The organism is Leptotrichia shahii (assembly GCF_008327825.1).
GTDB lineage: Bacteria > Fusobacteriota > Fusobacteriia > Fusobacteriales > Leptotrichiaceae > Leptotrichia > Leptotrichia shahii.
Window position 1 is genome coordinate 809,554 of the sequence record NZ_AP019827.1, and the last position, 14,813, is coordinate 824,366.

General features: G+C 30.3%; 20 protein-coding genes. 19 read left to right on the forward strand and 1 reads right to left on the reverse strand.

The genetic code is table 11. The annotated features are described in order from the left end of the window. The first annotated feature begins 81 nt into the window (after positions 1–81). The 14 genes from F1564_RS03795 (at position 82) to F1564_RS03860 (ending at position 9,018) form a co-directional block, all read left to right on the forward strand. Complete coding sequence (locus tag F1564_RS03795; protein WP_232053391.1) at positions 82–540, forward strand: phage baseplate protein; 459 nt, start codon at positions 82–84, stop codon at positions 538–540. Further along, positions 537–1,067 carry a phage tail protein gene (locus F1564_RS03800; protein WP_018450268.1) on the forward strand — a complete coding sequence of 177 codons (531 nt, stop codon included), beginning with the start codon at positions 537–539 and terminating at the stop codon, positions 1,065–1,067. The genes F1564_RS03795 and F1564_RS03800 overlap by 4 nt, the downstream gene beginning before the upstream one ends. Beyond that, entirely contained in the window at positions 1,051–1,365 is a 315-nt protein-coding gene (locus tag F1564_RS03805) for a hypothetical protein (protein ID WP_018450267.1), read from the forward strand. The genes F1564_RS03800 and F1564_RS03805 overlap by 17 nt, the downstream gene beginning before the upstream one ends. Beyond that, on the forward strand, positions 1,358–2,476 hold the full coding sequence (locus F1564_RS03810; RefSeq protein ID WP_018450266.1) for a baseplate assembly protein: 1,119 nt from the start codon (positions 1,358–1,360) through the stop codon (positions 2,474–2,476). The genes F1564_RS03805 and F1564_RS03810 overlap by 8 nt, the downstream gene beginning before the upstream one ends. Next, positions 2,473–3,111, forward strand: a complete 639-nt coding sequence (locus tag F1564_RS03815) for a phage tail protein I (RefSeq protein WP_018450265.1) — start codon at positions 2,473–2,475, stop codon at positions 3,109–3,111. The genes F1564_RS03810 and F1564_RS03815 overlap by 4 nt, the downstream gene beginning before the upstream one ends. Positions 3,112–3,119: 8 nt before the next feature. Beyond that, the gene (locus F1564_RS03820) at positions 3,120–4,115 is read left to right on the forward strand and encodes a phage tail-collar fiber domain-containing protein (protein ID WP_018450264.1); all 996 of its coding nucleotides are present in this window, start codon (positions 3,120–3,122) and stop codon (positions 4,113–4,115) included. Positions 4,116–4,406: 291 nt separating this feature from the next. Beyond that, positions 4,407–5,147 carry a hypothetical protein gene (locus F1564_RS03825; protein WP_018450263.1) on the forward strand — a complete coding sequence of 247 codons (741 nt, stop codon included), beginning with the start codon at positions 4,407–4,409 and terminating at the stop codon, positions 5,145–5,147. An 11-nt stretch (positions 5,148–5,158) separates the two neighbouring features. After that, complete coding sequence (locus tag F1564_RS03830; protein ID WP_018450262.1) at positions 5,159–5,647, forward strand: hypothetical protein; 489 nt, start codon at positions 5,159–5,161, stop codon at positions 5,645–5,647. Further along, entirely contained in the window at positions 5,648–6,637 is a 990-nt protein-coding gene (locus tag F1564_RS03835) for a glycosyl hydrolase 108 family protein (protein WP_018450261.1), read from the forward strand. A gap of 146 nt (positions 6,638–6,783) precedes the next feature. After that, positions 6,784–6,972: a crAss001_48 related protein gene (locus F1564_RS03840; protein WP_018450260.1), complete on the forward strand. Its 189-nt coding sequence runs from the start codon at positions 6,784–6,786 to the stop codon at positions 6,970–6,972. 11 nt (positions 6,973–6,983) lie between these two features. Then, the gene (locus F1564_RS03845; RefSeq protein WP_018450259.1) at positions 6,984–7,310 is read left to right on the forward strand and encodes a hypothetical protein; all 327 of its coding nucleotides are present in this window, start codon (positions 6,984–6,986) and stop codon (positions 7,308–7,310) included. An 8-nt stretch (positions 7,311–7,318) separates the two neighbouring features. Beyond that, a complete protein-coding gene (locus F1564_RS03850) occupies positions 7,319–7,693 on the forward strand; it encodes a hypothetical protein (RefSeq protein WP_018450258.1) in 375 nt (124 codons plus the stop codon). Beyond that, positions 7,671–7,982 carry a hypothetical protein gene (locus tag F1564_RS03855; protein ID WP_149201895.1) on the forward strand — a complete coding sequence of 104 codons (312 nt, stop codon included), beginning with the start codon at positions 7,671–7,673 and terminating at the stop codon, positions 7,980–7,982. The genes F1564_RS03850 and F1564_RS03855 overlap by 23 nt, the downstream gene beginning before the upstream one ends. 130 nt (positions 7,983–8,112) lie before the next feature. Continuing rightward, a complete protein-coding gene (locus tag F1564_RS03860) occupies positions 8,113–9,018 on the forward strand; it encodes a P63C domain-containing protein (RefSeq protein WP_018450256.1) in 906 nt (301 codons plus the stop codon). Between the two features lie 6 nt (positions 9,019–9,024). Here F1564_RS03860 and F1564_RS10110 read toward each other — a convergent pair whose 3' ends face one another. Then, entirely contained in the window at positions 9,025–9,177 is a 153-nt protein-coding gene (locus tag F1564_RS10110) for a hypothetical protein (RefSeq protein WP_018450255.1), read from the reverse strand. Between the two features lie 303 nt (positions 9,178–9,480). Between F1564_RS10110 and F1564_RS03865 the strand changes: the two genes are divergently transcribed. From F1564_RS03865 to F1564_RS03885, 5 genes are all read left to right on the forward strand, one after another. After that, on the forward strand, positions 9,481–9,855 hold the full coding sequence (locus F1564_RS03865; RefSeq protein WP_018450254.1) for a hypothetical protein: 375 nt from the start codon (positions 9,481–9,483) through the stop codon (positions 9,853–9,855). A gap of 169 nt (positions 9,856–10,024) precedes the next feature. Continuing rightward, on the forward strand, positions 10,025–11,296 hold the full coding sequence (locus F1564_RS03870) for a dihydroorotase (RefSeq protein ID WP_018450253.1): 1,272 nt from the start codon (positions 10,025–10,027) through the stop codon (positions 11,294–11,296). A 223-nt stretch (positions 11,297–11,519) separates the two neighbouring features. Continuing rightward, a complete protein-coding gene (gene pyrE, locus F1564_RS03875) occupies positions 11,520–12,146 on the forward strand; it encodes an orotate phosphoribosyltransferase (RefSeq protein WP_018450252.1) in 627 nt (208 codons plus the stop codon). Between the two features lie 372 nt (positions 12,147–12,518). Next, complete coding sequence (locus F1564_RS03880) at positions 12,519–12,830, forward strand: hypothetical protein (RefSeq protein WP_018450251.1); 312 nt, start codon at positions 12,519–12,521, stop codon at positions 12,828–12,830. After that, positions 12,830–14,803 carry a V-type ATP synthase subunit I gene (locus tag F1564_RS03885; protein WP_018450250.1) on the forward strand — a complete coding sequence of 658 codons (1,974 nt, stop codon included), beginning with the start codon at positions 12,830–12,832 and terminating at the stop codon, positions 14,801–14,803. The genes F1564_RS03880 and F1564_RS03885 overlap by 1 nt, the downstream gene beginning before the upstream one ends. The last annotated feature ends 10 nt before the right edge of the window (positions 14,804–14,813 follow it).

Consider the following 14,813-nt stretch of genomic DNA (forward strand, 5'->3'; position numbering starts at 1 on the left):
ATTGAAAATTAAATAGAAACATTAAATCACAGTCATTAATTTGATTGTGATTTTTTTGTTACAAAAAAAGTGATAAGGCAGGTGGTTAAATTGATTGAAACATTAAAAGCAGGAGAAGTAAGTGCGATAGATTCAAAAACTGGAAAAGTAAGAGTTTTGTTAAAAGGCGATGATGACAAGACAACGGACTGGCTTAATGTATTAGTTCCTTACTCTGAAAGTCATAGCGATAATTATACACTCAGTTTAAAGCAAACTGTTTATTGCTTATTCTTTTCAGAAATGCCTGAACAAGGAGTTGTGCTTGGTTGTCCTATGCGAGGTGCTTCTAGCAGCGAAAGCGAAGTTAAAAGAACTTTTTCCGATGGGGGTAGTTGGACTTATGATGGCAATACATTGACTTTAAATATTGGTAAAATCGTGATTAATGGAGATTTAGAAGTGAGCGGAACGACTACAACTGGTGGAAGTATTAATCTTAATACACATAAACACGATGGTATTACTGCTGGTGGAGATATGAGTGGAGGTCCGCAATGATAGGAAGTTTTGGAGATGTCATATTTGAAGCGTCAGAAGATCAGATTGTATCGCTTAATAATCAAATAAGTAGGTCATACAAGGCTAAAATATCGGAACATCAAGCAATTTACGGTCCTGGAATGTTAAGATTCCAAGGTAGAGATTTACTAGAAGTTAGTTTTACAATGACTTTAGTGTCATCTTTAATACAGCAGACTACTTTAAAAGAAGAACTAGATACAATCAAGAAAATGTTTGAACTTGGAGAGTATGCTAATCTAGTCTTTGGTGGTCAAGTATTTGGCGAATACCCTTTTTTGATAACAGAATTATCAGAAGAAAGCAGTTATTTTAATAAAGAAGAGGGGGGGTTTGATGTTGTTAAGTTGAATATTACGCTTAAAGAGTATATTGAAAATCCTAAGTTGTATAATCAATTAATTGAACAAAGAAAAATACAAAAAAATCAGCAAGTCACTGAAGAAAATCAAGACGACATCGAGAATGAGCAGAAGGAGGCTGTAAATAATGATAACAGTAAATAGCTCTGAAGAAATAAATTATAATCCAAAAAATGTTTTAGAAGAAGTAGTTACAAATGTAGGAATGATTTTAAGAGTTTGCAAAGAAGAACAGCCACTCAATCGAGATTTTGCATTTGACAGTGATTTAATTGATAAGAACATTAATGTTGTGCAGAATAGGATTACAAGCCACTTGACTAAAATTATAAGAGAATATGAGCCAAGAGCTGTTTTAAGACAAACTAGAATCATTATGAAAGATACATATAATAATGATTTTGACATTGAATTAGGAATTGAGGTGGTAAACATTGAGTGAAATATCAAATGAAGAATATGAAATTATAGATGCGGATTCGTGGGAACTTAAAAGAGATATGATTGATAAGTTTCAGGAGCTGAGTGGAAGGCAATTAACTGAATCAAGTCCAGAAACACTTATCTTTGAAACGGTAGCGTATTTATTTGGATTAAGAGAAGAAAAATACAACGATGAAATGAAACAGAATTATTTAAGATTTGCAAGAAATGAGCGGTTAGATTTGAAAGGAGAGTTTTACGGAAATAGAGGTAAAAGACTCGTAGAACAACCAGCCGTGGCAACATTTAGATTTTATATTACTGATATTCAAGTGACAGACATAATAATTCCAAAGGGGTCAAGGATTCAATACAATGAGTTATATTTTTCAACTGATGAACAATATAAAATAGGAAAAGGCGATTTGTATGTAGATGGAATTGCAACTTGCAACACATCAGGAACTGTTGGAAATGATATTCCAGTCGGACAAATTAACACGATGGTCGACATTTTTCCACATTACGATAAAGTCGAGAACATTACAGCATCAAATAATGGAGCTGAAATAGAGCAAGACGACAATTATAGAGCTAGAATCAGAGAAATCCCTGAAAGTTTCACAACAGCTGGAAGTAAAGGAGCTTATGAATTTTGGGCTAAGTCAGCAAGTACGAATATTGTTGATGTTGTGGCATACAGTCCAAGCGCAACAAATGTAGATATTTATGTTTTAACTGATTCCTTGACACTTACTAATGAACTCAAAAAGAGAATCGAAGAAATGTTGAATACTGACAACATAAGACCGTTGACAGACAACGTGACAATAAAACAAGCAATAAAGACATCATACACAATTGATTTTGACTACTACATTGATAAGTCTAATGAAACGCTTGTAAATGTTATTAAAAATAATGTTGAAAAAGCTGTAAAAGATTTTAAAAATTGGCAGCAAAACAAAATGGGGAGAGATATTAATCCAGATGAGCTTATAAAATTACTAAAATTAGCTGGAGTAAAAAGAGTTGTGTTAAGAAATCCCGCTTTTAAAGTTTTAGATTTTAATGAAATAGCAGAAAACACAAGCGTTACAAGCAATTATTTAGGAGTTGAAAATATATGATAACTATTGATAGTTTGAACTTAACAGATATAGCAGCGAAGTCAACTTTGAATGATAAAACAACACTTTGGATTTATGAATCTATAAATTTTGCTATCAAAAAGAAGCATGATGCGATTAAAAGAAAATTTTTCTTGGAGTTATCAGAGTTAAATGATGTAGAATTAGATTTTTTGATGTGGGAATATCATGTTGATTACATTGACGCAAATATTTCAAAAGAAACAAAGGTTAAATTGATTAAAAGAGCGGTTTTTTCGCATTTTAACAAAGGAACTGTAGGTGGAACGAAAGAAATATGCGAAATATTATTTGACGGAAAAGTTGGAATAACAGAATGGTTTAAATACGGAGGAAAGGCAGGTTATTTTAAACTTAGTACAGATGGTGGAATGTCAAATGATAAAGAGTATAAAAAAATATTAGAAGTGGTAGAACAATATAAAAATATCCGTTCCTGGCTTGATGGAATAAGATTTTTAAGAAAAAAAGAAAGAAAAATTAGTTATGGTTTTGTAAGGAGAAGCAAAATAAAATATTATTTAGCTTCGACTGATATAAATATTCCAAATGATTTATTAAAAGCAAATTTTGGAACAGTGCATAGAACAAGAATACTAAGAGAAATAAGATAGGAGGAATCATGGCAAAATTTAAAGGATTTATATTAACAGAAAAAGGGAGGGAACTGTTAGCAAAAGGACTAGCGGGAGAAACAATAACATTTACTAAAATGGCGATAGGAGATGGAACTACAGCGACTTCCGAGAGAGAAATGACAGCATTAGTTAATCAAATTACAACATTGCAGCTTTTAAATGTAGATACAAAAGGGAATGGAACTTGTGAAATTAACGCTTTATTGACAAACAAATCAGTAACAACAGGATTTTATATAAGAGAGCTGGGGATATTTGCTCACGGAAATGACAATGTTGAAATACTTTATGCTTACAACACTTCAGCAAATGCGGACTATTTGCCACCTTTTTCAGCAAACAATGTAGTTGAAATAGAGTATATAGACACAATAATCGTGGATCAAGTGGAAAATATTACCGCTACTATCGACCCAGCTGTATCGTATATAACAAAAAAATATGCAGAAGATAATTTTTTAACATTGAAAGATAAGATGAAAATGTTAGGACTAGAATTTGGCGGAAACATACAGGACATTGGCAATAAAACGAAAGGTAAGTTTTATTATGATAACGTTACAAAATTTTACTACGAATGCATCGAGGATAATTCTTTAACTTACAACGATTCAGGGAAATTTAGGGCTATTTCTAATAAGCCGCTTTCGGATAAAGTGGAAAGTTTATGCGAAGTAAAAAAATTAAATGATGCCGAAATTGATTCTAGAATTCCACAATATTTTTCAGGGGCAAAACTATTTAAAAAAGGAAATGTTGTAACATTTAACGCCTTGCTCGAAAGAAATTTAAATGTTGTAAATTCTCCGCTTGCTATATTATTCAATCTCCCTTTCAAACCAATTGATGATTACATATGGGTGAGTCCTATTTTTACAATTAGAAAAAATGGAAATTTTGAAGTAGGGACGTATGCAAATTTTAATAGAAACAAAATTACAGAACCAACTCATCTAAGTTTCACATACATTTGCGAATAAGATAATAGTGTGGCGAGGTAAAAGCAACACATATGGAGCAATGTATATAAATGTTATATAATCAGCTAGAAAATTTATCTGAATTTAAAAATGGTCAGTTTAAAATCAAACAATCGTGTGAAACAAGACACTCGATTAAAAAGTAAAAAAACTTATAAAGACAGTAAAAATCAATACTTAAGTTATTTTTTTAATCGTGCTAATCATGAGATTGATTGTGAGAAATTCGTGCAAATTCATAAGTTAGCGCAGAATAAAAAACATAAAAAATAAAGAAATGGAGTGATAAAAATGACAATAGTTTATATTTATGAAACAAATTCGTTGGAGTGTATAGCACGACCAACGGTTACAACGATAGAGGAATTTAAGAAAAATCCAAACTTATTTTATCCTGACTGGAATGAAGAAACTATGAAATACTCAACATCATTACTTTCAAATCCAGTTTTGGATGAAAAAACTGGAGAACTCAGAGAAATGACTGAAGTTGAAAAAATAAAAGCTGGTAAAACAGTTTTAAATGATGGAAGTTATTTAGATGAAGTTAATGAAACAATCGTAACAATTGCAAAACCAAACGAGTGGAGCATTTGGGATAAAGACTCTCACACTTGGAAAGTTGACAATGATTTATTAAATGCAAAATTAAAAGAATTAAGAGAAAAAGCATTAAAAGACTTAGCAGAAGCTAAATTAAACTTTTTGAATCAGCCACTTGGAATAGAGAAAGCTGGTAAAAAATATACTTTTGAGAATAACGAAAGAAATAGAAACAGTTTGTCTCTTAAAATGTCGCTAATGTGGACTTTAGAACAAGATAAAATCAAGAAAGTAAAAGTTTTGAATGATAAAAAAATGGTTGAATTTATTGAATTGAACAGGTCAGAATTAAAAGTTTTGGCTAAAAAAATACAAGATATAATTGAAATTACTGACATGGCAGAGCAAATGGCAGTAGTTGGAATTAGTCGATATAATATCGAGCAAATGTTGGAACTTAATGTAAGTGATTTTTTTAAAATTAATTAAGAGGAGAAATTATGGAATTAGAAAAAGACAAACTATATATATGTTTTCACAAACCTAAACATCTTGTAGGACATTTAATAGCATTGTGGACATTTGGAAGATATTCACACGCCGAATTTATTTACAATAATCAAGTATTTTTATCAAATCCTGGAGGAGTTAGGACAAGGAAATTTGAGTATCAGAAAAATATGGAAATTTATGAGCTTGACAAAAGTATCGACCCTAAAGATGTGATTGAATTTTTTAAAACGGCACAAGGTAAAGGATATGATTACTTGGGAATACTGGGGCAATTTTTCTATGCCGATAAGGTGCAGGACGATAACAGGTATTTCTGCAGCGAATTTTGCTTAAATGCGATAGATTATGCTTTGCAGTTTGCATTGACCTACAAAACTAAATCATTAAAGGACAGGGTTGGCTATCAGTTCAATCCATCTAAATTGTTTAAGTATTTAAAAAATATGGAATTAATAAAAGAAAAGGAAGTGATTTAAATGGACAGATTTGAGAAAATATTTGACTATCTGCTGAAAGTTGAGGGCGGATATTCTAATGACAAGCACGACAAGGGTGGAAAAACAAAATACGGAATAACCGAAGAAGAAGCAAGAGAATTTGGATATAAGGGAGATATGCAGGACTTGACAAAAGATTTTGCAAAGAGTATCTATCTTAAGAAATATTATCTTGGAAACAAGCTGGATAAAGTTGTAAATGATAAAGTAGCATTATCTATATGCGATTGGGCAGTTAATTCAGGAAGAAACGGAACAAAAAATGCACAGATTGCCACAAATCAATTGACAAATGCAAATCTTGATGTAGACGGAATAATTGGAAACAAAACATTGGAAGCATTGAATGCAACGGATCCTGAAAAATTTTTAGAAGTTTATCATAACTTGCAGAGAATTTATTACAGAAGCAAGGTTGAAAGTGACAAGATTCAAAAAGGATTTTTGGCAGGTTGGCTAAATAGAGTTCAAAGAAAGGAGGAATATTTCAAAGATTGGGACAAGGAAAATACAGCAACAGAGAATAAAACGTATTCTTTCAGCCAAGAAAGTTTGGATAAAATGAAAAAAGTACATCCAAAGTTAGTTGAAGTTATGAAAGCTGCGATTACAAATAGTCCTTTTGATTTTAGAATAACAGCAGGAGCAAGAACGGCTGAAGAACAGTTTGCTTTGTATCAAAAAGGTAGAACTTTACCTGGACCGAAAGTTACAAATTGTGATGGCAAGAATTTTAAATCAAACCATCAAATAAAATCTGATGGATACGGACATGCAGTTGACATATTCCCTTGCGGAGTTATCGAAAATGGCGTGTATAGAAAATTTACATCAGATGAAGGATATGACGATAAGAAATTAAGATTAATAGCAAATCATATCTTGGCTGTTGCAAAAAGTAAAAACGTAAATGTTGAATGGGGTGGAAATTGGAAAATGCATGATACACCACATTTTGAACTGAAGTAATGTGAAAATGACTTTAATAAAAGCTGTATTTGAACGTTAAAAATAATTTTAGTATGAAAAGTTGGCTAACAAGGTAAAATTGATTGCAGAGCTTGTTAGCTAGCTTAAAATTGATATTGGTAAAATAAAGAGTTAGGAGCGGTAAAATGAACAATTATAAACTAAGATTGCAAAAAGAACTAGAAGATTTGGATCTTAAAATCGAAAAATTGAATAACTTCATCGAAAAAAATGAGATTTTTAAAACAATAGATTTGAAAGAACAAGAATTGTTGAAAGAACAAAGAGAAATAATGACTAAATATGCAAACATTTTAAGAAAAAGAATAAAATAGGAGTGATAAAAATGGATAAATTAGCAGCAAAAATATATTTAACAGGTAAAATTTTAGAATTGGGAAAGACTTTAATCTATAAAACAGAGATAGTTGCAAAAGGAAAAGCTGGAGCAGAAAAGTTTAAGCAGGTGTATGAAGGCTTCTGGGATAAATTAGAAGAATTATTGGAAAAAGAAAAATCAATTGACAGAAAATGGATTCCTGACTTTGCAGAAGAAATTGGCGAAGAAGTTCTGACAGAAGTTTTAAAGGAAGCTAGAAAAACATTTGACTTAAAAGTTATACTGCAACAAATTTTTGATGAAGAAAAAGCAGGGAACAAAAACATATTATAGGAGCATAAATGATTGAAGACTTAAAAATAATAATTGACAATCACGGACTTTTCTTGATCTTATTTTTTAGCGGAGTATTATTTGGTGTAGTGGCTCAAAAAATGGTTGACAACAAGCCTGTCAAGCCGTATATGAAACGGATAGCGGTTGCTGGAATGACTATGTCTATAACATTATCTTTAAATAAAATAATTGGGCATTTGTCGGCAGAATATCTATATCCGTGGAGTCCAGTTATTGGATTTTTTGGAGAAGCGATTCTGGAAACAATAAATCAAAAAAGATATGGAATCAGTACAGGATTTTTGGAGCTGCTGCTTGAAAGGCTGGGATTTGTCAAAAAGGATAAGGGTGATGATAATGGAAAAACATCGCAGAAGTAGAAAACTGGCATTTTTAATGTTAGCACTTATATTTTTAAATTCAGTTCTGACATTGAAGTTAAGAAGCTATCAAAGACGGCAAAATTTAGATTTATTAAGAAGCAGATTAAGAAACGAGAGCAATAGAGAGATTTTTGACAGCATAGAAAAGAAGTCGAAGACAGAGGATATGCTGCTATTAATCGGAACAAATATAGTGGCATTAATAATTATAGCTGGATTTGACAGGCAAAGAATAATTGATGAGAATAAAGATAAAGAAAGAGCTGTCAAAGTGTTTGGGGGATAGTCAGAAATGGCTATCTTTTTTTGTGAACAAAAAAGTCACAATATTTTTTAAATATATTGACAAAAAATAGCCGTTTTGCTATAATGATATGAATGATAATCAAATAAATCTTATTTTGGAAAGGAATAGAATGAAAAAAATACATTTTAAAGTTACTCATAGCGGTAAATTGATTATAGGAGACACTTCCATTAGTTGTGCAGTTTTAGAAAATGGACAGAGAATCATAACGCAAAGTAGTATATACAAAACTTTTGGAAAACAAAGAAGAGGTAGTCAAAGAGATGAAAATACCGTTATCCCGTATTTTATAACTTCTAAAAATTTGATTGCTTTTTTAGACAAAGATTTGCGAAAAGTGTTTGAAGAAGTTGAATACATATCAAAAAATGGAAGAGTGGTAAAAGGTTATAAAGCAGAAACTATACCAGCTATTTGTGATATTTTTATAGAAGCACATAGTAGAAAAGCATTAATGACAGTACAAGAACCATTATACGAGCAGTCATTAATTTTAATGAGAGCATTAGCTAAAGTTGGGATAACAGCATTGATTGATGAAGCTACTGGATATCAAAATGATAGACAAGCACAAGAATTGCAAAATTTGCTGGCTAAATTTATTGGTGAAGATTTATTAAAATGGCAAAAAAGATTTCCAAAACAGTATTATAAGGAAATGTTTAGGTTACACAATTGGGAATACGATGAGAATTCTAACAAAAGACCAGGATATGCGGGTTCTTTTACAATGAAATATGTTTATGATTTATTTCCAGAAAGCGTCATAGAGTATATAAAAAGAGAAAACCCTAAATCTATTTCAAATAATAGATTATACCGTCATCATCAGTTTTTAAGTGTCGATATAGGAGTTCCTGAGTTAGATAGACATATTTCAAAATTACTGGGAGTAATGGCATTATCAGATAATATTTCTGATTTTGAAAAAAATTTTAAAAAGGCTTTTGCAATTGAATTAGAAAGGAAGAAAAAAGATACAGAATTTAAAAAAAAACAAAATGAGAGCCTTTAATGGCTCTTATTCTTTTTCTATATTCTTAATAGCTGTTTCAATCTTAACTTTCAAAATTTTCAAATCCTGAAGTTTCATTTCTTCCAGCTCTATAATTTTTATTTGTTTTAGATTCTCAATATCTTTTTCATCTAAGTTTTTGATTTTTAAATTTTTCATTTTAACTCCATTGTATTTTCAAATTATTTGTGATAAACTATTATAGTTAGAAGAGCAAGGCTGTAATTGTTAGCCCTTAAATAGCCCTTATTTTTCAGAAAAAATTACATAAATCAATGATTTCAGAGAAAGATTTTTTAGCAAGAAAATAATATTATTTTTCCAAGAAAAATCAAGGGTTGCGAACATTTTTGAAATGTATTCAAATACAGTATAAAGTATTGATATACAATTCAAAGATAACTGTATTAAAATAAAGTGTACCAAGTGTACTATATTTATATTATAAAAAAGGAGAAATTTATGAAAAAAAGTTTATTATTATTATTAACATTGGGAATTTTAGGAGTATGTCAACTAGGATATAGTGATATAAATACTGAAATTGAAAAAAATCAAACTGAGGATACAAAACAAATTCAAGAGAAAGTAAATCCAGATGAAACAGAAAATGAAGGATTAGAATCAAAACAAACGTCAGAAACAGAAGAAACAACTCAAACAACAGAACAAGTTCAAAAAAAAGCATCGAAAACTAAAAAACTTACACCAGAACAAGAAAGAAGGCTAGAGGCAAAGGCTAGAAAAAACAAAGAAAAAAATATGACATTAGATGAAAAATTGGATTTACAAATTTTAAAAATGGAAAGAATGTTAAAAAGTCTGGAAGGTAAATAAAAATAATAGATATGTTCAATAACCTAAGTTTTTTTATCACAAGGGGTTAAGCCCCTTGCTTCAAGATATTTATTTTATTAAATTTTAAGTTTATATAGTTATCGAACAGGCCTAATATTGCAAATCAGTTTTTTAGTATAGATTAAATTAATCAATTTGGGAGTAGAAAATGGAAAAGAATAATATTATTCTAAAAAATGGAATTGATGTTTTTGGAAATAAAATTGAAATTTTGATAAATAATGATATTATTAAAAAAATTTCTGAAAATATTGATGAGAATAAATTTGAAAATAGTGAAAACTTAAAAATTATTGATGTTGGTAAAAAATTGATAATGCCAGGAATTATTGATGTACATACACATATGAGAGAGCCTGGAGTTACATATAAGGAGGACTTTGCAACAGGTTCACGTGCATGTGCCAAAGCTGGGGTTACGACTTTTTATGATATGCCAAATACAATTCCTACGACTACAACGTTGGGAAATTTAATGGAAAAGAAAAAATTGGCAAGTGAAAAATCAATTGTAAATTTTGGACTTCATTTTGGTGGAAGTAAAAATGACAATATTGAAGAAATAAAAAAAGTTTTGAAAAATAGGGAAGTCAATACAGTAAAGATTTTTATGAATGTGTCAACTGGAGAAATGCTTATTGAAGATGATGAAATTTTGGCAAAAGTGTTTGAAAACTCTAAATTGGTACTGGTTCATGCTGAAAATGAAATGATTGATAAAGCAATAGAATTAAATAAAAATTATGGAAGTGGGCTTTATGTGTGTCATATTCCATCGGCAGAAGAAATGAAAAAAGTTATAGATGCAAAGAAAAATAGCAAAGTTAATACAAAAGAGCATCCAGTTTATGCTGAAGTTACACCCCATCATTTATTTTTAAATACTGAAATTCGTGAAAGTACTGAAAGAAATAAAATGCTTTTGAGAATGAAGCCTGAATTGAGGGAAAAATCTGACAATGAATTTTTGTGGGAAGCGATAAATCGTGGAGAAGTTGATACAATTGGAACAGATCATGCACCACATTTGATAGGTGAAAAGTTAGAAAAAATTACATTTGGAATGCCAGGAGTAGAAACTTCGCTTGCACTTATGATAAATGCCTATAATGAAGGTAAAATATCGCTGGAAATGATTCAGAAACTGATGTGTGAAAATCCTGCAAGAATAATGAAAATTGAAAAAAGAGGAAAACTGCAGGAAGGATATTTCGCAGATATAATTGTTGTTGATCTTAAAAAAGAATGGACTGTTGGAGTAGATGACACTATTGAGTCAAAATGTGGATGGACACCTTATGAGAACTGGAAATTAAAAGGTAAAAACACAATGACAATTGTAAATGGTAAAATTGTTTACGAAAATAGAAAGATTAACGAAAATGTAAAAAGTGGAAAAGAAGTTAAATTTTATGATTAATATTGTTTTTCATTTATACAGAGGTCTAAAAAATAAAAGAAATTATTTAATTAATACTAAATTTTGTTTAAAAAACAAAAATTATATTTTATATTATTTGATAACAGGGAGTCTTAACTCCTTGCAGAGAAATTTATAACTAATTCGCTATTTAAAACAAAAAGTAGTATAAGATATATATAACATAAATAAAAAAATCAAAATTTGAAAGGAACTAAGGAAAATGGCTAATTTAACATTGGAAGAAAAAGTGGCAAAGGCATTATTTGATGTAAAGGCGGTAAAAATTAATGTAGGAGAACCATTTACATTTGCATCTGGGATAAAAAGTCCTATTTACTGTGATAACCGTTATGTTTTAGGTTTTTCAGATGAAAGAGATACGATTGTAGAATCATTTGTTGAAAGAATCAACAAGGATGTTGATGTAATCGTGGGAGTAGCAACAGCGGGAATCCCTTGGGCTGCATTTATTGCCGACAGAATGAAAAAGCCGCTTGCTTATGTGAGAAACAAGCCAAAAGATCACGGTGCGGGGAAACAAATCGAAGGGGCTGAAGTTAAAGGTAAAAAAGTCGTTGTAATCGAAGATTTAATTACAACTGGAAAAAGCAGCCTTGTAGCAGTAGATGTGCTTCAAAAGGAAGAAGTGAAAGAATTGGAAGTAAAATCAATTTTTTCTTATGGATTTGACAGTGCAAAGGAAAATTATGAAAAATATAACTGCAAATTCAGTTCACTTTCAAATTTTGATGTTTTAATAAAATTATTGGCTCAAACTGATTATTTAACACAAGATGAAGCTAAGATTGCTTTAGAATGGAGTAAAAATCCTGAAAATTGGAGATAATTTCTATTTTTTGAATAGGTTTTAATATTAGGGTAATTAATTTTTAAATATAAGTGTAAAAAATTATTGCCCTTGTTTTATTATAAACTTTGATCAATTGGGCATACGAAGTATGTGAAAACATGAAAACTTTTTTAGGTAGCAAGCTCAAGTAACAACAGCTTGAATGAAGGCTAAATAATTGTGATAAGCTCTCTCTTTGAAAAGTGGTCTTAACTTGTGGAAATAGCATGAATATTGGAATAAAGACTTGACAATAGCTAAAAAAATTGGTAACATAATAATATGGTGACTAATCAGTCAATTAAAAAAATTCTACTTAGTTGGACATTTATGATTAGTTAAAAAATAATTTGTGAAGGAGGTTATATCTTGGCAAAAGAAGTTTTGGAAAAGATTAAAAATGCTGAAGTAGAGTCAGAACAAATTATTGCTGATGCAAATGAAAAAGCGAAGAGTATTCTGAAAAATATTGATCAGAAGATAAAAGATGATGGCGATAGAATAATTTCTGAAGCTAAAATTGAAGCACAAAATCTGGAAAAACATTCAATAGAAGAAGCTGAAAAAAAAGTAAACTCTCTTTTAAGCAGTGAAGAAGAGAATATTAACAGTATTCTGAATATTGATGAGCAAAAAATAGATGAAGTTGTCAATTTATTGGCAGAGAGGATTGTGAAATAATGGCAATAGTTAAAATGAGCAAATTTGAATTGGTTGTTTTCGCAGAACAAAGAGCTAAAATATTAAAGGCACTTCAGAAATTTAGAGAAGTAAATTTTGTAGACATTAAGTTACGTGATGAAAATGGAGAAATAGATAAGGATGCAGTTGAAGGTGTCGCAAAATATGTAAACAATGAAGAATTGACACATATTGATGAAAGACTTTATCAGTTGAGCAGCGCAATTTCTCTTATTAAAAAATACGATGAAAGAAAAACACGTTTAAGAGATATTATTCATGGGAATGAAAATTATACTTTTGATACATTGTCTAAAAAAGTGCTGACTTATGACTGGAAAAAAATTACTTCAGAATTAAATTCAATTGGAGTGCAATATTCACAAATAAAATCTGAAATTTCTAAAAAATATACACGATATGATGAGATTGATTTGTGGGAACGACTAGATGTAAATCCTATGGAATTAAAAAAATTGAAAAAGGTAAATACATTTCTTGGAACGATACCGTCAAAATTAAAAGGTGATTTTATTGAGGGTATTTCTAAACTTGATAAGACTTATTATGAAGAACTTAAAATAGTAAAAGATGAAGTTTATTATCTTGTAATTTCAAGTATAGATGAAAGTGAAAAGGAAAAATTATCCGAAGTTTTTAGAAATAGCAGTTTTACTGTAGAAAATCTTGATATTGATGCAGTTCCGCAGGATTACAAAAATGAATTGCAAAAAGAAATAGGTGAACTTAAAAAACAAAAACGTAAATTAAAAGCTCAAATTAAGACTTATAGTGAAGATTTGACTGATTTGCAGGCAGTTTATGAATATATGCAAAATAAAAAGCTGCGTATTGTAGAATCAGAAAAGTTAGCACAAACTAAAAATACAGTTTTGATTAAAGGATGGATTCCTACGGAAAAAGTTCAGGAATTTGAAAAAGTTGTAAAAAATGAAGCTGGAAGCAGTTATTATTTAACGCTTGAAGAAGCAAGAAAAGATGATGAAACAGTGCCAATAAAATTGAAAAATGGAAAAATTTCTAGTTCATTTGAAAATTTAACGGGAATGTATGCTTATCCTAGATATAATGAAATTGATCCAACACCACTGTTTACGCCATTTTATATCTTGTTTTTTGGAATGATGGGAGCAGATGTAGGATATGGGCTTGTTTTACTGCTTGCAACAATGTTTGTCTTAAAAGTGGTAAACTTAAGTTCACAAATGAGAAAATCAGTTAAATTTTTCTTTTATTTGAGTTTTTCAGTTATTTTCTGGGGAATTTTATACGGCTCATATTTTGGGGCGGAAATACCTGGAATGTGGCGACTTATAAATCCATCAAAAGAATATAATACTTTATTAATTGGTTCGATTGTATTTGGAGTAGTTCATATATTTATTGGATTGGCAATAAAGGCGTATATGCTTATTAGAGATGGCAAGGCATTGGATGCTGTTTATGATGTATTATTCTGGTATATGGCACTTATGGGTGGAATGGCTTATTTAGTATTTAAAATGAAAAATTTATCGCCTGCTGTAACAAGTGTGTCAATGTGGATTATGATTGTTGGAATGGTTGGAATCGTACTTACTGGTGGACGTGATGCTAAGGGAGTTGGAGCAAAACTTGGAGGAGGGCTTTACAGCCTTTATGGAATCTCAAGCTATGTTGGAGATTTTGTGTCTTATTCAAGACTTATGGCTTTGGGACTTTCTGGTGGATTTATTGCGTCAGCTATAAATATGATTGCTGGAATGATTAGCGGAAGCTGGGTTGGAATGATATTTATACCAGTAATATTAATAGGTGGACATTTTTTTAATATGTTCTTATCTTTCCTTGGAGCTTACGTTCATACTTCAAGACTTATGTATGTTGAATATTTTGGTAAATTTTATGAAGGTGGAGGAAAGCCATTTAAAGATTTTAGAACAGAAAACAAGTATATAAATCTTGATGATTAATGTGTTTTAT